This is a genomic window from Umezawaea endophytica (assembly GCF_025061645.1).
In the GTDB taxonomy this organism is placed as follows: domain Bacteria; phylum Actinomycetota; class Actinomycetes; order Mycobacteriales; family Pseudonocardiaceae; genus Umezawaea; species Umezawaea endophytica.
In genome coordinates this window covers 203,319-222,498 of record NZ_JANYMP010000009.1, presented here as the reverse complement: position 1 = coordinate 222,498, position 19,180 = coordinate 203,319, and the positions used below count along the sequence as shown (strand labels likewise).

The 19,180-nt window shown below is 69.0% G+C and carries 13 protein-coding genes; 7 read left to right on the top strand and 6 right to left on the bottom strand.

Annotated features, from left to right (window positions below):
- Positions 1–781: 781 nt before the first annotated feature.
- Complete coding sequence (locus NZH93_RS20850) at positions 782–4,393, bottom strand: galactose-binding domain-containing protein (RefSeq protein ID WP_259624820.1); 3,612 nt, start codon at positions 4,391–4,393, stop codon at positions 782–784.
- A 309-nt stretch (positions 4,394–4,702) separates the two neighbouring features.
- Positions 4,703–5,398 carry a TVP38/TMEM64 family protein gene (locus NZH93_RS20845; protein ID WP_259624819.1) on the bottom strand — a complete coding sequence of 232 codons (696 nt, stop codon included), beginning with the start codon at positions 5,396–5,398 and terminating at the stop codon, positions 4,703–4,705.
- 430 nt (positions 5,399–5,828) lie between these two features.
- Here NZH93_RS20845 and NZH93_RS20840 point away from each other — a divergent pair, with 430 nt between their 5' ends.
- Positions 5,829–8,477 carry a discoidin domain-containing protein gene (locus tag NZH93_RS20840; protein ID WP_259624818.1) on the top strand — a complete coding sequence of 883 codons (2,649 nt, stop codon included), beginning with the start codon at positions 5,829–5,831 and terminating at the stop codon, positions 8,475–8,477.
- 68 nt (positions 8,478–8,545) lie between these two features.
- Here NZH93_RS20840 and NZH93_RS20835 read toward each other — a convergent pair whose 3' ends face one another.
- Complete coding sequence (locus NZH93_RS20835; RefSeq protein WP_259624817.1) at positions 8,546–9,499, bottom strand: hypothetical protein; 954 nt, start codon at positions 9,497–9,499, stop codon at positions 8,546–8,548.
- A 195-nt stretch (positions 9,500–9,694) separates the two neighbouring features.
- Here NZH93_RS20835 and NZH93_RS20830 point away from each other — a divergent pair, with 195 nt between their 5' ends.
- On the top strand, positions 9,695–10,771 hold the full coding sequence (locus NZH93_RS20830) for an ATP-dependent DNA ligase (RefSeq protein ID WP_259624816.1): 1,077 nt from the start codon (positions 9,695–9,697) through the stop codon (positions 10,769–10,771).
- A 1,265-nt stretch (positions 10,772–12,036) separates the two neighbouring features.
- Here the strand turns inward: NZH93_RS20830 and NZH93_RS20825 are convergent.
- The 3 genes from NZH93_RS20825 to NZH93_RS20815 form a co-directional block, all read right to left on the bottom strand.
- Positions 12,037–12,342 (bottom strand): hypothetical protein, encoded by a 306-nt coding sequence (locus NZH93_RS20825; protein ID WP_259624815.1) that lies wholly within the window; start codon positions 12,340–12,342, stop codon positions 12,037–12,039.
- Complete coding sequence (locus NZH93_RS20820) at positions 12,326–12,541, bottom strand: DUF397 domain-containing protein (RefSeq protein ID WP_259624859.1); 216 nt, start codon at positions 12,539–12,541, stop codon at positions 12,326–12,328. The genes NZH93_RS20825 and NZH93_RS20820 overlap by 17 nt, the downstream gene beginning before the upstream one ends.
- A 143-nt stretch (positions 12,542–12,684) precedes the next feature.
- Positions 12,685–13,557 (bottom strand): Sco1979 family transcriptional regulator, encoded by an 873-nt coding sequence (locus NZH93_RS20815; protein ID WP_259624814.1) that lies wholly within the window; start codon positions 13,555–13,557, stop codon positions 12,685–12,687.
- A 231-nt stretch (positions 13,558–13,788) separates the two neighbouring features.
- Here NZH93_RS20815 and NZH93_RS20810 point away from each other — a divergent pair, with 231 nt between their 5' ends.
- The 5 genes from NZH93_RS20810 to NZH93_RS20790 all read left to right on the top strand — a co-directional run bounded on the left by NZH93_RS20810 (position 13,789) and on the right by NZH93_RS20790 (position 19,140).
- Positions 13,789–14,628, top strand: coding sequence for an SAM-dependent methyltransferase (locus NZH93_RS20810; protein ID WP_259624813.1), 840 nt, complete (start codon positions 13,789–13,791; stop codon positions 14,626–14,628).
- Positions 14,629–14,777: 149 nt separating this feature from the next.
- A complete protein-coding gene (locus NZH93_RS20805) occupies positions 14,778–15,341 on the top strand; it encodes a TetR/AcrR family transcriptional regulator (RefSeq protein WP_259624812.1) in 564 nt (187 codons plus the stop codon).
- 76 nt (positions 15,342–15,417) lie between these two features.
- Positions 15,418–16,452 (top strand): medium chain dehydrogenase/reductase family protein, encoded by a 1,035-nt coding sequence (locus NZH93_RS20800; protein ID WP_259624811.1) that lies wholly within the window; start codon positions 15,418–15,420, stop codon positions 16,450–16,452.
- A 49-nt stretch (positions 16,453–16,501) separates the two neighbouring features.
- Entirely contained in the window at positions 16,502–17,803 is a 1,302-nt protein-coding gene (locus tag NZH93_RS20795; protein ID WP_259624810.1) for an MFS transporter, read from the top strand.
- Positions 17,800–19,140: a carotenoid oxygenase family protein gene (locus tag NZH93_RS20790; protein ID WP_259624809.1), complete on the top strand. Its 1,341-nt coding sequence runs from the start codon at positions 17,800–17,802 to the stop codon at positions 19,138–19,140. The genes NZH93_RS20795 and NZH93_RS20790 overlap by 4 nt, the downstream gene beginning before the upstream one ends.
- Positions 19,141–19,180 lie beyond the last annotated feature (40 nt).

Here is a 19,180-nt window from a genome sequence, read left to right as displayed (position 1 = left end):
CAGCCTTCCTTCACTGCCCCACCGCACCAGGCATCCTTCGTCCTTTGTCTTTCGCGGCCAGCCCTCCTCCACCGCCTCACCGCACCCGGCTTCCTTCGCCCGGCCTCCCACCTTCCCCACCCGGCGTTCCCTCAACCGCCCCACAGCACCCCCGCACCCGGCATCCTTCGCCGAGACCCCCACCTAACCCACCCGGCGTTCCCTGAACCCGCACACCGCCCCCCGCACCTCTCCCCCACCGCACTGGCAACCAACCCACCCCACCCGACCCGGTGCCAACTGCTTTTTCTTCACCCACACCTCCCCCCGCCGCCCCGATGCTTTGCGCCGTCGTGCTTCGTTTTGCTTGTCAAGGCATCTTTCCCGCCTTGACAAGCAAAACGAAGCATCGAGATAATTGCGCAGCGGGGTGGCGGGGGGATCTTGAAAACATGCCCTAACGGGCAGAAGAGCAAAAGCACCATCCCCGCTCGCACAAGTATCTCCATGCCCGTTTTGGTTTGTCAAGGCGGGAAAGATGCCTTGACAAACCAAAACGGGCATGAGGTGCGAAACGAGCCGGGGGCCGCCAGGGGTGCGGATGGGGCAAGAGATGCCTCCAGCACCGCCGGGCACGCCAGTCCATTACCCCGTCCGCCGGTTTAATTCGAACTACGAGGCCCGCCAGTTCAAAGATGCGATCAGCCGCCGGTTCAATTCGAACTACAGGGCACGCCAGCCCAAAGACAACAGCCGGTGGTGTCCCCAATGGACACCACCGGCCGCTGCCGTCCCCCAGTCGCTAGTTACGCACGATGGTGAACGTAGACGTGGTGTTCTTGACATCCTGCGCGTTGTTGCTCAACCGCAGGTTGTTAAAAGTCACCGACCCCACCGCCGGACCCTGCCCAAGCTCAGGCAGCTCATTCGCCCAAAGCCCGAACCCGGACTTCGCGTCAAACGCGTCACCACTCTTCTGCGCCCCACTGATCGACACGTTGGTGAAGATGGTGTCCTTCACCGGGAACTGCGGCTGGTTCCCGACGTAGTTCGTCTGGAACATGATCCCGGAGTAAGTCGGATCAACGATGTCCACATCGCTCACCCTGATCCCCTGGAACACCTTCGACGCGGAGAACACCCAAATCCCGGGGAACGTCTGGCCGTTCCAGAAGTGCCCGCCTGCCCGCACGATCGAGATGTTCTCGAACTTCGTCGGCGGGTCGGCGCCGAAGCCGTTCATCGGATAGCCGAAGTCGAGCGAACTGATCGTGATGCCCGAGTAGACCAGCGTGTCCGCGATGTAGATGTTGCGGAAGGTGTTGGCGTAGCCGCCGTAGACCGCGACGCCCGCCGCGCGCCAGGTGAGCGTGGTCGACAGGTTCTCGTAGATGTTGTCCTTCATGTCCGAGCCGCCCGCGTCGATGGCGGAGAACAAGGCGAAGGCGTCATCGCCGGTGGCGCGCGCGTCGTTGTTGACGACGTGGTTGTTCGTGCTGCCGTTGGTCATGTTGATGCCGTCGGCGAACAGGTTGCGGATTCGCGAGTTCTTGATGGTCACGAAGTCCGTGTTGGCGCCCCAGTAGAGGCAGATCATGTGTTCGACCCAGATGTTGTCGATCACCATGTTGGCCACGTTCGCGAAGTCGAACACCTTGCCCGGCCCGTCGATCCGCGACGTGTAGTTGCCGAGGTAGGTGAAGTTCGCGAACGTCGAGCCGTTCGCCGTGCCCTCCGCGCGGAAGCCGACGTCGGTGTTGTCCTGAGTGGACGGTGCGAGGAACCTGGTGTACCAGGGGCCCGCGCCGACGACCTTCACGGCTTTCCCGTAGACCTGGAACTTGCTCGCGGTCTGGTAGTCACCGGCGGGCAGGTACACGCCGACCAGGGTGCCGGTCGTGTCCATCCGGACGCGGTCCAGGGCGTTCTGCACGTCCTGGTGGCCGAAGCCGGTCGGTACGGCGTACTTGGCCGGGTCCGGGTTCGGGAGTGCGGACACCTGTTCGGTGTTGACGAAGTCGATCGCGTAGTTGGTGGTGTTGGCCGCGTCCTTCTGGAGCTTGATCTTCGTCCCGGCGGGGAACGAGGAGTTCAGCATGACGCTGGCCTCGTCGTAGATGTGCCGCGCCTCGCCGCCGGGCGAGTTGCCCGGACCGGCCTCGGGACCGTAGAGCCACGCGTACTTGGACGTCAGGGGCAGCGCCTTGTGGAAGGTGCCGTTGACGTACACGTTGATCGTGGCGTTGATGCCGCCGCCACCGGCCGCGTCGGGGATGGAGAAGCGGGTGACGAGCGTGTTGGTGCTCGCCTTGGTGGTGAACTCGACGAAGCTGCCCGTGGAGTTCAGCGTGACGGCCTTGCGGCCGGACGCCTCGCCCGCGAGGTCGCCGATCTTGCGGTTCGGGCCGACCACGGTGGCGCCGCCGCCGACGGCCGCGTCCTCCGCCTCCAGCATGTCGTACGGCATGTTCGCGCCGCGGCCGACGAAGAACGGTTGTTCGCTGGTGTTGTTGGGCTGCTTGACCGGCAGCTCGTTGGCGTCGTTGGCCAGCACGACCTTGACGGTGTACTTGCCGTTGACGGCCGTCCACGAGCCCAGGTTCACCGGGGCCGTGGTCGCCCCCGCGGCGATGGCGCCGCTGGAGGAACCGGTCAGCGTCTGCACGACCGAACCGGTGGTGGAGTTGACCACCTGGAGGCTGATGCCGTGCGCGCCGCCCGCCGAGGCGACCGTGCCCTGGTTCTTGATCGCCACGGAGAACGCGACCGCGTTGCCCGCGGACGGGTTGCCCGGCGTCCAACCGACGACGGCGACCAGGTCCGAGCTGGCGACCGGGGTCACGACGAGCGGGCTGGAGCCCGCGAAGCTGTTGTTGGTCTCGTTGGACTCGATGACGGCGTTGCCCTCGTCGACCTTGGCGGTCACCGCGTAGCTGCCCGCGTCGCGCGGTCCGACGTTGACCGACACGGTCGCCGAGGCGCCCGCGACCAGCGCGCCCACGTTGGCGGTGCCCGCCTTCGTCGAGCCGAGGTAGAAGTTGACGTTCGTCGTGCCGGAGGCGACCGCGCCCGCGTTGCGGACCACCGCCGACAGCGTGACGGCGTCGTTCTCGACGGGGGCGTTGGGCGACCAGGAGGCGCCGGTGATCGTGAGGTCCGGGTTCGGCGCGGGGACGCCGATGACCTGGAACTCGGCGATCTGGCCCGCCGGGGCGCCGGTGTTGGAGGTGATCCGGAGCTGGACGTCCGCCAGGGCCGCGCCGCCGACCGGGATCGTCACGATGTTGCTCGACGCGGGGTTGAACACGTAGTTCGCCGCCGACACCACGTTGCCGAAGCCCGACGCGCTCTGCTCCCGGCCCAGCACCTGGATGTTCTGCGTGCGGGTGCCCCACGCGCTGTCGGGGTTGAGCTTCAGCACGACCGAGTCGACCGCGGCGTTCGCGCCGAGGCTCACCGCGAGGGTGTTCGGGTACGCGCCGCCCGCGCCTTCCCAGTAGGTGGAGGTGCTGTTGTCGTTCGCGTTGGTCGCGACGAACGAGAACACCGACGACGACGCGGTGATCGGCTTGCCCACGGCCAGGTTCGTGCCGCCGGGACCGCCGGTCCCGTTGCGGGTCACGGTGTTGCTGTTGGCCGACTGGTTGCCCGCGGCGTCCTTGGCCCGCACGTAGTAGGCCACCGTCGCGGTGCCCGGCTGCGTGTCGGTGTAGGTGAGGACGTTGCCCGCGACGCTGGTGCGCAACGAGTTGTTGGCGTAGACGTCGTAGCCCGTCACGCCGACGTTGTCGGTGGAACCGCTCCACGCCAACCGGATCTGGCCGGTGCCCGGCTCGGTGAACGAGAGGTTGGACGGCGCGGTGGGCGCCTGGGTGTCACCGCTCGTCGGCCCGTAGACCTCGAACTCGGAGAGCTGCCCGGCCTGCCAGCCGGTGTTCGCCGTGATCGTCAGGCGCACGTACCGGATCGTGGTGGCGGCGACGTCGATGGTGACCGAGTTCCCGCTCGACGGGGAGAACACGTAACCCTTGGAGGGGGCGAGGTCGGAGAACGCGCTGCCGTTCGTGCTGCCCTGCACAGCCAGCGTCTGCGTCCTGGCCTCCCAGCCCGTCGGCAGCTTCAGCACCACCTTGTTCGTGGCGACCGACGCCCCGAGGTCGGCCTGGATCCACTGCGGGAACGAGCCGCCGCTCTCCCAGTAGGTGGCCTGGTTGCCGTCGTTCACGTTGGACGCCGGGTATTCGCCGTGCGCGCTGCTGGCGGAGATGGAGACGGCTGCCGCGGCGAGCCGGGCGCCCAGGGCGTTCTCCTGGGCGGGCGCCGCGTGTGCCGGGAGGCCCGGCCCGGCGAGTGCCACGAGGCAACTCGCGAGCAACGCGGCGGTGAGCCGCGTGATCAGGCTTTTGGTTCTCATCGCTGTCCTCTCTACAGGGGAGGGAGACACCTCTGGACATGCCGGTGGGAGGGCTGCCGGTCAGGGGCAGGGGGAATGACCGGTCGTCGGGGGATGAAACGGCGTCCAGGCGGAATTACGAAGCTCTGCTAGTAATTTCCAAGATCATGCAACTTTTTTGCGTCGAGTTGAGCAAGAGTTACAGACGCGCTACAGCTACGTCAACGGTTGCGCGACCGCCGGGTCACCCCTCGCGCACGCCGAGGACCGTTCGGTCCAGGCGGGACGACCGAACGGCGGACAGCCGCCCGCGGATTGCCGGTTAAGGCGTCACGCGATCTCTTGCGGCGCCGGTTCGACCACGGGGGTCCGCTTCGCCACACGGCGGGCCACCACGGCGCCCACGACGGTCATGGCCACCAGCGCGCCGACCGAGAGCAGGAACACCGGCGACGACGGGTCCTCCGCCGTGCCGCCGAGCGCGGTGTAGACGACGACTCCGGGCACGATGCCCGCGCCGGTCCCGAGCAGGAACGCCCGCAGCGGCAGGCTCGTCACCGCCAGCACGTAGTTGAGCAGTGCGAACGGCCCCAGCGGCAGCAGGCGGAGCACGAACACGGTCGCCGCGCCGTACCGGTCGAGCAGGGCGTTGACACTCGCCATCCGCTTGCCCGCCAACCGTTCGACCGCGTCCTTGGACAGGCCGCGGCCGACGAGGAAGGACCCCGCCGCGCCGAGCACCGCGCCGGTCCACACGACGGGGACGCCGAGCACCGGACCGAACAGCAGGCCCGACACGGCGCACAGGACGGAGACGGGCAGGAAGCCCATGGTCGCCACGGCGCAGAGGACGACGAACGCCACCGGCCCCAGCACGCCGAGGTCCGCGACCCAGGCCTTGGCCGCGTCGACGGCGTCGAGGCCGTTCGTCAGCGCCAGCGCGACCGCCGCCACCAGGAGGACGACCAGCAGCACCGGCCGTGGCCATGGCGAGCGGACCAAGCGCTCGACGACGGTGGACCGCACCACGACACCTCTCCCTGGACCACGGACGATGCTAATCGGAACCGGTACCGGTCGAGGCGCGACGCGCGCTCCACCAACGACTGGAACCACGCCGTCGAATAACGGAAAACGGCGTCACGATCGGGCAACACAAGATCGCCGAGCACGCATCGACTAGGCCGTTCACCACGTTTCCACTGCGCCTGAAGGCCTAGCGCGAGTACCGGTCCGGGAAACTCGGGAGAGAACCTTGACGGCCGTTATTTCGGCGATGTTAACTCCACCACAACACCCCTGGAACCGGTTCCGGGACCGGTTCCACCACCACGAGAGAGCGCTCTCTCAGATACGCCCGGCCGACCGTGGAGGACCACGCAGGCCGGAAGCACCGCGCCCAAAACCCTGCCCTCACTGGGCTTCTGGCCGTCTCCTCATTCCGACAGGCAGGAACATGAGACTCGCTGACGCGTCATCACCGTCCACCCGCCGCCGCTCCCTGCGCAGGCTGTCCGTGCTCGTGGTCGCCACGGCGACCCTGCTCGGCGCCCTCTCCTCCACCGACTCCGCCCCACCCGCGAACGCCGCGCCCGTCCTGCTGTCGCAGGGCAAGCCGGTCACCGCGTCCTCGACCGAGAACGCGGGCACGCCCGCCACGGCCGCGGTCGACGGCAACGCGGGCACCCGCTGGTCCAGCGCGGCCAGCGACCCGCAGTGGCTCCAGGTCGACCTCGGCTCCACCGCCACGGTGAACCAGGTCGTCCTCAACTGGGAAGCCGCCTACGCGCGGTCGTTCCAGATCCAGACCTCCGAGAACGCCTCGACCTGGACGTCGATCTACACGACGACCACCGGCACGGGCGGTGCGCAGACCCTGGACGTGACTGGCACAGGCCGTTACGTCCGGGTGCTCGGCACCGCCCGTGCCACCGCCTACGGCTACTCGCTGTGGGAGTTCCAGGTCCTCGGCACGCAGGGCGGCACTCCCCCGCCGCCGAACTGCGGCACGGCGAACGTCGCGCAGAACAAGACCGCCACGGCGTCCTCGACCGAGAACGCGGGCACACCCGCCTCGGCCGCCGTCGACGGCAACGCGGGCACCCGCTGGTCCAGCGCCGCGAGCGACCTGCAGTGGCTCCAGGTCGACCTCGGCTCGTCTCAACAGGTGTGCAAGGTCGGACTGAGCTGGGAGGCCGCCTACGGCAGGTCGTTCCAGGTCCAGGTCTCGGAGAACGCGTCCGCGTGGACGACGGTCTACACGACGACGACCGGAACTGGCGGCAACCAGGGATTCGACGTCAGCGGGACTGGCCGTTACGTGCGCGTGTTGGGTACGGTGCGCGGAACCAACTTCGGCTATTCCCTCTGGGAGTTCTCGGTGAACACCGTCGGTGGCACCGTGGACGTGCCCGTGACCGACCCGCGCAACCCGGACCTCGGTCCGAACGTGTCGGTCTTCAGCCCCAGCACCCCCGCCGGTGAGATCCAGGCGAAGCTGACGGCGGTCGCGAACCAGCAGCACACCAACCAGTTCGGCCCCGAGCGCTTCGCGCTGCTGTTCAAGCCGGGCAGCTACAACGCCGACGTGAACCTGGGCTTCTACACCCAGGTCGCCGGTCTGGGCCTCTCGCCGGACGACGTCAACCTCAACGGCCACGTGCGCGTCGAGGCGGACTGGCTCCAGCAGGGCGACAACCCGAACAACAAGGGCAACGCGACGCAGAACTTCTGGCGCTCCGCCGAGAACCTCTCGGTGACGCTGCCCGCCGGGCAGATCGAGCGCTGGGCCGTGTCGCAGGCCGCGCCGTACCGCCGCATGCACCTCCGCGGCCAGGCGCAACTCTGGAACGGCGGCGACGGCTGGGCGTCCGGCGGCTTCATCGCCGACTCGCGCATCGACGGCGTCATCGAGTCCGGCTCGCAGCAGCAGTTCTACACCCGCAACAGCGACCTCAACGGCGGCTGGTCGGGCTCGGTGTGGAACATGGTGTTCCAGGGGACGAACGGCGCTCCGCCGCAGCACTTCCCGAACCCGTCGCACACCACGATCGACCAGACCCCGCAGGTCCGCGAGAAGCCGTTCCTCTACATCAACGGCGCGGGCGACTACAACGTCTTCGTCCCGGCGCTGCGGACCAACTCCCGCGGCACCACGTGGGGCAACGGCGCGCCCGCCGGCGAGTCGATCTCGTTGAGCCAGTTCTACGTGGTGAAGCCGGGTTCGTCGACGGCGACCATCAACGCGGCGCTGGCGGCGGGCCGGAACCTGCTGTTCACCCCCGGCATCCACCACCTCAGCGAGTCCATCAGGGTCACCCGCCCGAACACCGTCGTGCTCGGCCTCGGCCTGGCGACCCTGCTGCCCGACAACGGCACCGCGGCCATCTCGGTGTCCGATGTGGACGGTGTCAAGCTCGCCGGTCTGCTGGTCGACGCCGGTCCGGTCAACTCGCCGGTCCTCGTCGAGGTCGGCCAGGCCGGGTCGTCGGCCAACCACGCCGCGAACCCGACCTCGCTGCACGACGTGTTCATCCGCATCGGCGGCACGGGCACGCTCGGACGGGCCTCGGTCAGCCTGCGGGTCAACAGCAACAACGTCATCGGCGACCACATGTGGCTGTGGCGCGCCGACCACGGCGACCACGTCGGCTGGACGCAGAACACCGCGGCCAACGGGCTCGTCGTCAACGGCAACGACGTGACGATGTACGGCCTGTTCGTCGAGCACTACCAGGAGTACCAGACCATCTGGAACGGCAACGGCGGCAAGACGTACTTCTACCAGAACGAACTGCCGTACGACCCGCCGAACAACGCGTCCTGGAGCAGCGGGAACGGCAACCAGGGCTGGGCGGCGTACAAGGTGGCCGACTCGGTGAACACCCACCAGGCGTGGGGCGTGGGCAGCTACGCGTTCTTCCAGGCGAACCCGGCCGTCGTGGCCAGTCGCGGGTTCGAGGTGCCCAACAAGCCGGGTGTCCAGTTCCGCGACCTGGTGACGGTCTCGCTGGGCGGCGTCGGCACGATCACCAACGTCATCAACAACGTTGGTGCCACGGCCAACCTCGCGAACCAGATCAGCTACGTGGTCAGCTACCCGTAGTCCTGTTGTTGGCAGCCGAACACCGCGGGACCCGATTCGGGTCCCGCGGTGTTCGGCGTTCGGGGGTACTACGACTCGCAGCCGATGCCGTCGCCGTCGTTGTCGAGCTTGTAGATGTCGGAGCCGATCACCCTGACCGGGCCGCTGACGTACGCGGGACCGTTGCCGCTGCCGCCCGCGCAGTCGACGTCGCTGGCGATCGGGACGCAGCCGGAGTAGTTCTTGTCGCAGTCCGACACGGGTTCCGGTGCGGGTGCGGGGGCGGGCTTCGGCACGGGCTGCGGCACGACGGGCGGGGCCGGGGGCGCGACGACGGGCTTTTCCACCGTCGTGGTGGTGGTCGTCGGCTGCGTGGTCGTCGTCGTGGTGGTCGTGGTGGTCGTCGTCGGCTGAGCGGTCGTCGTGGTGGTGGTCGGTGCGGCCTTGGTCGTCGTCGCGCTCGCGGAGACCTCGGCGGCGGTGTTCGTGGTCGACGGCTGCTTGCCGCCGCCGTTGGCCAGGCCGATGATCACCATCAGGCCGACGACGGCCGCGGCGACGATCCACGCCGGACGGTGCTTCGTGAACGGGTTCGCGGGGCGTGCGGGCAGCGGGACCACCGGGGGCGTGAAGCCGGTCTCGGGGCCGGTCTCGGTGGGTGCGGGCAGCGGGAGGACGCCGTCGCCGTGGCGGGGCAGGCTGAGCACGACCTCCAGGCCCCTGGCGCCGCGCTGGACCGTGGCCGAGCAGCCGGGACGGCCGCCGCGGGCGATCACCTGCGTGACGAGCGGGGCGTAGCGCCGGGACATCAGGAAGGTCAGCTCCCCCACCCGCTGCCCGTCGAGCCGGACCTCGACGCCGCGTTCGCCGCGGTACTTGCCCGCGCCGATGGTGCACCACGCCAGTTCGACGGCGACGTGGCGCTGCTGACCGTCGGTCACGGTGTAGCGGGCCAGCGCGAGCTGGTGGTGTTCTTCGCGGGTGACCGTGACGGACACCTCGGCGTCCAACTTCACCAGTCCCGCCGCCGAATTCTCGATCACCGTGCACTCCAGACGCTCAGCGGACGTTCGTATGCCTGACCATCGGCGGGGCGCGCAGGTCGTTACCGTGCGCTACGAACGGGTCACGGTTCCCCCTACCGGGTAACGGCCGGGGGAGGTGTCCCGATCGGCGCGCAGGTTTCAGGGCGCGGGTTTCAGGCGGTGCGTTCGTCGGGGCGGTCCTAGGCTCCGGGGGTGGACCTGCCCGTGATGCCGCCGGTGAAGCCGATGCTCGCGCGATCCGTGCCCGAGGTGCCCGAGGCGCCGGGGATGTCGTACGAGCCGAAGTGGGACGGGTTCCGCTGCGTCGTGTTCCGCGACGGCGCCGAACTCGAACTCGGGTCGCGCAACGACCGGCCGCTCACCCGGTACTTCCCGGAGTTGGTGGAGGTGCTGTCGGCCGTGCTGCCGGAGCGGTGCGTGGTGGACGGCGAGATCGTCCTGGTGACCGGTACCGGGTTGGACTTCGACACGCTCCAGTTGCGGCTGCACCCGGCCGCTTCACGGGTGCGGAAGCTGGCGGAGGAGACGCCAGCGAGCTTCGTGGCGTTCGACCTGCTCGCGTTGGGGGATCGGGATTTGACGGGGCTGCCGTTCTCGGAGCGGCGGGCGTTGTTGGCGGATGTGGTGGGTGGGGGCGGGGTGGGTGGGGGCGGGGTGGGTGGGGCTCGGGTACACCTCACGCCGGTGACGGCTGATCCGGTTGTGGCGCGGGATTGGTTCACGCGGTTCGAAGGGGCCGGGTTCGACGGGGTGATGGCTAAGCCCGATGTGCCTTATGAGCAGGACAAGCGGGTCATGTGGAAGGTGAAGCACGAGCGGACCGCCGATTGTGTGCTGGCTGGGTTTCGGTGGCACAAGGATGGGATGGGGGTCGGGTCGTTGTTGCTCGGGTTGTTCGATGAGGCTGGGGTTTTGCATCACGTTGGGGTGGCCAGCAGTTTTACGGCGGCTCGGCGGGTGGAGTTGGTCGGGGAGTTGGAACCTTTGCGGGAAGGGGCTTTGGAGGGGCATCCGTGGCGGGCTTGGGGGGAGGCGAGTGGGCGGATGCCTGGGGGGCAGAGTCGGTGGAGTGTGGGGAAGGATTTGTCGTGGGAGCCGTTGAGGCCGGAGTGGGTGGCTGAGGTTCGGTATGAGCACGTGGCCGGGGGGAGGTTTCGGCACATGAGTCGGTTGGTGCGGTTTCGGGTGGATCGGACGCCGGAGTCTTGTACGTACGGGCAGTTGGAGGTTGTGGCGCCTGCGGAGTTGGGGATGTTGTTTGGGGGGTGAGTTTTTTGGGGGTGAGTTTTTGGGGGCTGGGGATGTGGCTGGCGGTTCCAGCGTGGGTGGGTCGGGGGTGGCTGTCGGTTCCAGCGTGGTTGGGAGGGCGGCTTCGGCTTCCAGCGTGGGTGGCCGATTTGACTTGGGGGCCCCTCATTTGAGCCTTGGATCGGGCCAAAAGGGCAGGCTGAAGACCTACCCGATCGACGAGTTTAAGGCTCAAATCCCCAAGTAAAATCGGCCACGTTCCGTACCCCCTGTCCCAAGTTCGTGGTGGGTCACCACGCTGGCTCGGTCGGGCTGTGGGTCACCACGCTGGCTCGGTCGGGCTGTGGGTCACCACGCTGGCTCGGTCGGGCTGCGGGTGGCTCGGTCGGCTCGGTTGGACTGTGGGTCACCAAGTCGACTCGAGTGGGCTGTGGGTCACTACGCCAGCTCGGTTGGGCTGCGAGTCACCAAGCCGACTCGACCAAGTTTCGGGTCACCAAGCTGACTCGCTCAGGTTGTGGGTCGCCAAGCTGACTCGCCCAAGCTTTGGGTCACCGAGCCGACTTAGTTGAGTTGCTGGGTCACCACCGACTCGCTCGTGCTGCGGGTCGCTCCACTGCCTTGCTCAGGCTGTGGGTCGCTCAGGGGTTGCCAGCCGATCATCCATCTTGCTGCGCCAACCCACCTGCTGCACCAACTCGCCTTGCTGTCCCAAACTACTTAGCCGTGCCAACTCACCTTGCTGTCCCAACCCACCTCGGCTGTCCCAACCCACCGCATCGTGGCTGTCCCAACCCACTTGCTGCGCCAACCCGCTGGTTGTCCCGACCCACCTTGGCTGTGGCCGCCCCATCGGCTGTCCCACCCCGCCTTGCCTGCGCCAACCCACCTTGCCGTGCCAACCCACCGCACCGTGGCTGCCCACCCCACCTTGACTGTCGCGAGGATGTGCGGCGCCGATGGGCGTACTGCCCACCAGCCCACCGGCGCCGCGGGTGGGAACTACGTCTCTTGACTTTTGTCCTGGGGTCGAGCGAACCCCTCAGTCGCTCGACCCGGCGGCTAGTGGTTGTGTCCTCGCGTGGTGTCAGGGGCGGGCTGTTGCCGCTGGTCTGCCCCAGGCCGCTGGGCGGACTGCGGATGGGCGGGTTCTGCCGTGGTGTTCTGGTCTGGTCAGGCAGACGGTGTTGCGGGCTTCCCGCACGACTGCCGCGTTCACCACGCAGGGTCCGGTCGTTCTTCCGCTTGCCACGCCATCCGCCACGGGTGCTATCCCAGCAGATCGGTCAGGCGATCCTGTCGTCCGGGAGCTCCAACAGCTCTTCCAGGACTGAACACGCTGGTCCGCGCCTCCTCCAGGAGAACCTGACCGGGGCGAGGACGTTCTGCTCGTCCGAGGGCATGCGGGTCGCTACGGCGTCGTCCTCGGTGTGGAGCCTGACGACGTCGATCACGTTGTCGTGCGCTCGCACGCCGACCACGGCGGCCAGCTCGCCGCGGGCGTCGGTGGGGTGCAGGAACTGGAAGCCGCGCGCGATGAGTTCGCGTAGGCGAACCTCTGCTCGCGCGGCCGTGTCAACGGGCGAAGTCATCGAATTCGCCGTCTTTAGCGCCCGCCAGGAACGCCGTGAGCTCCGCGCGGGTGTAGACCAGCGCGGGTCCCTCGGGGAAGCGCGAGTTGCGCATGGCGATGGTGCCGTCCGCGAGAGCCGCTACCTCCACGCAGTTGCCCAGCGCGCCGCTGTAGCTGCTCTTCGTCCACGTCATCCCGGCGAGCTGTGCGGCCGGCATTCCGTTGCGGATCTCGTTCACCACGACACCACCCTCAGAAGCCCAGAAGTGCATCTGCACGTGCATTCGACTGAGCACAGAAGGTAGCACCCAATTTTGCACGGGTAAATGCACGTGCAGATGCCGTGCGTAGCCCGAACGGGTTAAATTTCCGCGCGGGCCTTTGCCAGCATCTGGCGGGTGCGGTCGGGGGTCAGGGCGTCTACGGTCAGCCGGTCGAAAACGCGGCTGTACAGCTCCACCTCGTCACGTTTGTCCAGGTAGAGGGCACCGGCGAGGTGTTCGATGTACACCAGGTCCGGCAGCTCCGGCTCGCCGAAGCGGAGCATGGTGAAGGGGCCTTCCGCCGCGTAACCGCTGAGCTGGTAGGGCACCACCTGAAGAGTGACCTGCGGTTGACGGGTGAGCGTGAGCAGGTGGTCCAACTGGGCGAGCATGATGTCGCGTCCGCCGATGGGGCGGTGCAGCACGGACTCGTCGATGACCGCCCACAGCCTCGGTGCGCCGGGCCTGTTGAGGATCTTCTGGCGGTTCATCCGGAGCCCGACGCGACGCTCGACGTCCTGCCCCGCGGAGTCCGGTCTGCCGTGGCTCGCGATGGCCCTCGCGTAGTCCTCGGTCTGCATCAGACCGGGCAGGAACTGGAGCTCGTAGGTGAGGATCCGGGTGGCCGCCTCCTCCAAGCCGACGTAGTCCTGGAACCAGTCCGGCATGAGGTCGTTGAACCGGTGCCACCAGCCCGGTTGGTTCGAGCGCTTGACCATCTGGAGGAACGTCTCGCGGTCGGTCTGGTCCGTGACGCCGTACATCGTGAGGAGGTCGGCGACGTCGCGCTCCTTGAGCCCGACCCGGCCGAGCTCCAGTCTGCTGATCTTCGATTCGGAACCCCGAATCGAATACCCGGCGTCCGCGCGGGTGATCTCCGCGGCCTCCCGCAGTCGCCGCAACTGGGACCCGAGCACGATCCGCAGAGCGGTGGGCCCACCGGATGAAGCAGCGGGATCAACCGTGGTCATAAGCGTCCTCCTGCGTTTCCCGGCACGTGAGCCCAACCGTGACGGCCGCTCCACCCGAACAGCGGTAGCGCTCAGTGAAGGCGCGAAATCCCGGTAACTGAACGTACACCGCGTGTCCCCATGGTCAACTTCGTGCCTGATGCTCGCACTTCGAGCCCATATGCTTACGCTAGGTGCACTGTGATCTGGTGCACAAACTCCCCCGAATATCAACGCTCTGTGAGGCCCCAGATGCCTGGTAGCTCGTCCCCGTCGTCGGACGTCGCCGCACCCGTCTACATCGACACGACCAAGGCGAGCATCGCCAGGGTCTACGACGCCTTCCTCTACGGGAAGGACAACTACGAGATCGACCGCGAGGTCCTCCGGCGCGTGCAGCGGGTCGCGCCCGAAGCGGCGACGCTGGCGTGGGACAACAGGGCGTTCCTGATCCGGGCGAGCCGGTTCATCGCGAGCCAGACGGGCATCACGCAGTTCCTCGACCTCGGCTCGGGCCTGCCGACGGCCGAGAACACCCACCAGGTCGTGCAGCGGCTCCAGCCGGAGGCGACGGTCGTCTACGTCGACAACGACCCGGTGGTGCTGGCGCACGGGCGGGCGCTGCTGGAGGAGAACGACCAGACCCACTTCACCGCCGAGGACATCTTCGAGCCGGAGAAGATCCTGGCCAACGAGGTCGTGCAGAAGCACATCGACTTCAGCAGGCCGGTCGCCCTGTTCCAGATGGGCACGCTGCACCACTACGACGGCGAGCGCACCCCGGCCGACATCATGAAGACGTACGTCGACGCGCTGCCGTCCGGTTCCTACGTGGGGTTGTCGCACTTCTTCGACCCGCAGACCGAGGAGCACAGCGAGCTGGCCCGGCGCATGGAGGACACCTTCCTGCACAGCCCGATGGGCACCGGTGTCTTCCGCACCCACGACCAGATCCTGGCCATGTTCCCCGGCCTCGACCTGATCGACCCCGGCCTGACGCTGTGCGCCGAGTGGTGGCCGGACGGTCCGCAGATCAAGCCGCTGGACCAGGTGTCGCACTGCATCGTCGGCGCGGTCGGCCGGAAGCCCTAGTAGACGTCACCGCGCCTGGGTAAACACGATCGGGTGAAGTTTGCGTCCGTTTGGCCGAGCGGGTGCCCCTCAGTGGGGCGAGGGGCACCCGCCAGCCGGTTTCCGTAGCCGACTTGACTACAGCGCGTTGTAAGTGTTCACTCACATACATGCCGCTCACCGAGACGCCCCGCTCCACCGCCGACGCCCGTCGCACAACGGTCGTCGCCAAGGCGGTGACCGTCTTCGGCCGCGGTGGGTACCACGCGACGCCGGTCACGGACATCGCCGCCGCCGCCGGGATCTCCCAGGCGTACGTGCTCCGGCTGTTCGGCGGCAAGCTCGGCCTGTTCACCGCCGCGCTCGACCGCTGCTACCTGCTGATCCGCGAAGCCCTCGCAGCGGGCGCCGCGCAGGTGCCGGACGGCACCCCGGCCGAGGTCCTGGACGTGATGGGCGACGCGTACGCGGGGCTGATCGCCGACCGCGACCTGCTGATGCTCCAGATCCACGCGCAGAGCGCGTCGGACATCCCGGAGATCCGCGACGCGATGCGGCGCGGTTACGCGTCCGTCGTCGAGCAGGCCAAGGAGCTGTCCGGCGGCACCGACGCCGAGGTGCAGCGGTTCATCGCGCTGGGCCAGCTCTGCCACCTGATCGTCGCCGCGGGGCTGGAGTCGGTCGACGCGGACTGGGCCCGCGTCCTGACGGCCGGGATGCGCCACCCGTCCTGATCCACACCCTTCCCCACCTGGCTCTTTCGTACGCCCGCAGAAGTATGTGACCACTCACAAACATAAGGAGCCCCTCATGACCAGGACCATCGAGATCGTCCTCCCCGGCGTCGTCGAGCCGACCGGCCTCCAGGTGCGCACGACCACCGTGCCCGCGCCCGCTCCCGGCCAGGCCGCGATCCGCGTCGAAGCCTCCGGGGTCTCGTTCGCCGAGCAGCAGATGCGCCGGGGCAAGTACTACGACCAGCCGCCGTTCCCGTTCGTGCCGGGCTACGACCTGGTCGGCACGGTCACGGCCGTCGGCGACGACGTGACGGCCTCGCTGGTGGGTACGCGCGTCGCCGCGCTGACCAAGACCGGCGGCTGGGCGGGCCACGTCGTGCTGGACGCCGCCGACCTGGTGCCGGTCCCGGCGGGCGTCGACCCGGTCGCCGCGGAGACCGTCGTGGTCAACGGCATCACCGCGTGGCAGATGCTGCACCGCGTCGCGAAGGTCCGCGAAGGCGGCACGATCCTCGTGCACGGCGCCAACGGCGGTGTCGGCTCGACGCTCGTGCAACTCGCCAGGCATGCCGGGATCCGGGTGATCGGCACCGCGTCGCCCCGCCACCACGGGACGGTCGAGGAACTCGGCGCGACCCCGGTCGACTACCGCGCCGCCGACCTCCCGGCACGGGTGCGGGCGCTCGCCCCGAACGGCGTCGACGCCGTGTTCGACCACGTGGGCGGCCCCGGCATCGTCGACTCGTTCAAGCTCCTGGCCAGGGGCGGCACCCTCGTGTCGTACGGCAGCGCCTCCACCCGCGACGACGGCGGGTCGAAGCGGCTCCCGGTGCTGAAGCTGATCGGCAGGCTGCTGTGGTGGAACTCCGCGCCCAACGGCCGCAACGCCTCCTTCTTCAACGTCTGGGCGGGCAAGCGTCGTGCGAAGGCGTTCCGCGCCAGGCTGTCGGAGGACCTCGGCCACGTACTGACCCTGCTCGCCGACGGCGCGCTGACCGCACGGGTGGCCGCGACGTTCCCGTTGACCGAGGCCGCGGCGGCGCTCGCGCTCGCCGAGTCCGGCACGGTCGCCGGGAAGGTCGTGCTCGTGCCCGCCACCGGCGCGTGACGTCGTGCCCGCGGAAGTGAGTGAGCGGTCACACACATCACTGGGACTCGTGGTCCTGGCCACCGCCCAGTTCCTGGTCGTGCTGAGCACGTCGATCGTGAACGTCGCCCTCCCGTCGATCCGCGCGGGCCTGCGCCTCTCCCCCGCCGGGATGTCGTGGGTCGTCAACGCCTACGTGCTCGCGTTCGGCGCCCTGCTCCTCCTCGGCGGCCGGGCCGCCGACGTGCTGGGCAGGCGCCGGGTGTTCCTCGCCGGACTGGGCGTCTTCACCACCGCCGCGCTCGTGGCGGGACTGGCCCCGTCGGCCCCGGTCCTGGTCGCCGCCCGAGCAGTGCAGGGCTTCGGCGCCGCGGCCCTGGCCCCCGCGGCGCTGTCCCTGGTCGTGGCCCTCTACCCGACCGGGCGCGCACTGGCGGTGTGGGGCGCGGTGTCCGGCGCGGGCGGGGCCGCGGGCGTGCTGCTGGGCGGCGTCCTGACCAGCGCGTTCGGCTGGCCGTCGGTGTTCATCGCCGTGGTGCCGGTGGGTGTCGTGGTCGGCGTCGCCACCCTGGCGGCGGTCCCGGCGGACACCGGGTCCGGGGCGAAGGGCGTGGACGTGCCCGGCGCGCTGACCGTGACGGCCGGCCTGTCCGCCCTGGTCTGGGCGCTCTCCGGCGGTGGCCCGTGGCTGTTCGGCGCGGCGGTGGTCCTGCTGACGGCGTTCGTCGTGGTCGAGCACCGCACCGCGAACCCCCTGGTGCCGCTCCGCCTCTTCACCACCGGTGGCGTCGGCGCCGCGAGCGTCGGCATGACGGTCGTCGGCGCGGTGTGGGTCGGCCTGTTCTTCTTCCTCCCGCTCTACCAGCAGCAGGTCCTCGGCTTCACGCCGCTCGCCGCGGGCCTGACGCAGCTCCCGCTCTCGCTGAGCAACATCGCCGCCGCCGCGCTCGCTCCCCGGCTGGCCGCCGGGGTCGGCGGACGAGCGGGCCTGGCGGGTGCTCTGGCGGTGCTCGCCACCGGCCTCGCCTGGCTGGGCCGGGCACGGGTGGACGGCACGTTCACCGCGGACGTCCTCGGTCCGTCCCTGCTGATCGGCGCCGGACTGGGCACCGCGTTCGTCCTCCTGACCGCCGCCGCCGTGGACGGCGTGCCCGCCCCCGACCTGGGCCTGGCGGGCGGCCTCACCAACGCCACCCGCCAGGTCGGCGGAGCCGTCGGCCTGGCCGTGCTCAGCGCCGTGGCCGCCGCTCGCACCGGCGGCGCGACCGACCCGGCCTCGCTCGCGAACGGCTACCGGGCCGCGTTCCTCACGGCGGCCGCGCTCATCACCATCCTCATCCCCTTCTCCCTCTACAAAGGACAGAGCAGATGACGACCATGCCCTTCATCAGCGACCACTACACCCCCGTCGCACAGGAGCACACCGCGCACGGGCTGACCGTGCACGGCACCATCCCGCCGGAACTCACCGGGCGCTACTTCCGCAACGGCCACAACCCGAAACCCGGCGTCGTGCCGACCCACTGGTTCAAGGGCGCGGGCATGGTCCACGGCCTGCGCCTGCGCGACGGCAAGGCCGAGTGGTACCGCAACCGCTGGGTCCGCACCCCCGCGCTGGACGGCGCCCCGCTCCAACGGCCGGACGGGACTATCGACCTGACCGCCAGCGTCGCGGGCACGCACGTCATCGAGCACGCGGGCCGCATCCTCGCCTTGCAGGAGGCCAACCTCCCGTTCGAGCTGACGGCGGAACTCGACACCGTCGGCGCCCACGACTTCGGCGGCAAGCTCACCACGGCCATGACCGCCCACCCCAAGGAGGACCCGGCCACGGGCGAACTCCACTTCTTCGCCTACTCCCCGTTCCCGCCGCACCTCGTCTACTACGTCGCCGACGCTGCGGGCGAGATCACCCGCGGCGAGGTCGTCGATGGGGCGGGTCCCTCCCTCATGCACGACTTCGCCATCACCGAGAACCACGTGGTGTGGCTGGACATGTCCGTGGTCTTCGACCAGGCCGAGCGGTCCGGCATCCCCTACCGCTGGCACGACGACTACGCCCCGCGCATCGGCGTCATGCCTCGCACCAGCGGCACCGGGGTCACCTGGTACGACGTGGAACCGGGCGCGCTGCTCCACGTCGCCAACGCCTACGAGGACGGCACCGGCCGCGTCCACGTCGAAGGCCCCCGCTTCGACCGCACCGCCTGGGAGACCTCGTGGAAGTGGTGGACCGGCGCCCCCGGCCACCCGGAAACCCCGCTGGCGGGCGCCGTCCACCACCGCTGGACCCTGGAACCGGGCACCCGCCGCGCGAAGGAGGAACTGCTGGACGGCCTCCCCACCGACTTCCCCACCATCAACGACGCCGTGCTGGGCCGCCGCAACCGCTACAGCTACGCCGTCGCGTTCCCCGGCGGCGGACTCCACCAGCACGCGGTGGTCAAGTACGACAACACCACCGGCCACCGGCAGCTCAGCGAACTGGGCGCCCACCGCGTTCCCGGCGAGGCCGTGTTCGTCGCCGCCCAGGACGGCACGGCGGAGGACGACGGCTACCTCCTCACCATCGTCAACAACACCAAGGACAACACGTCGGAGTTCGTGGTCCTGGACGCCCACGACATCAGCGCGCCACCCGTCGCCACCGTGGAACTGCCGCACCGCGTGCCCGGCGGCATCCACGGGAGCTGGATCGCGGACACGTGAGACCGGTGCCGGTCGCGAGTGGACTGTCCACTCGCGACCG

Coding starts and splice junctions, on each gene's coding strand:
- NZH93_RS20805 (WP_259624812.1), top strand. CDS start 14,778: ATGCCGCTCACCGAGACGCCCCGCTCCACCGCCGACGCCCGTCGCACA.
- NZH93_RS20815 (WP_259624814.1), bottom strand. CDS start 13,557: ATGACCACGGTTGATCCCGCTGCTTCATCCGGTGGGCCCACCGCTCTG.
- NZH93_RS20850 (WP_259624820.1), bottom strand. CDS start 4,393: ATGAGAACCAAAAGCCTGATCACGCGGCTCACCGCCGCGTTGCTCGCG.
- NZH93_RS20840 (WP_259624818.1), top strand. CDS start 5,829: ATGAGACTCGCTGACGCGTCATCACCGTCCACCCGCCGCCGCTCCCTG.
- NZH93_RS20790 (WP_259624809.1), top strand. CDS start 17,800: ATGACGACCATGCCCTTCATCAGCGACCACTACACCCCCGTCGCACAG.
- NZH93_RS20800 (WP_259624811.1), top strand. CDS start 15,418: ATGACCAGGACCATCGAGATCGTCCTCCCCGGCGTCGTCGAGCCGACC.
- NZH93_RS20825 (WP_259624815.1), bottom strand. CDS start 12,342: ATGACTTCGCCCGTTGACACGGCCGCGCGAGCAGAGGTTCGCCTACGC.
- NZH93_RS20810 (WP_259624813.1), top strand. CDS start 13,789: ATGCCTGGTAGCTCGTCCCCGTCGTCGGACGTCGCCGCACCCGTCTAC.
- NZH93_RS20820 (WP_259624859.1), bottom strand. CDS start 12,541: ATGCCGGCCGCACAGCTCGCCGGGATGACGTGGACGAAGAGCAGCTAC.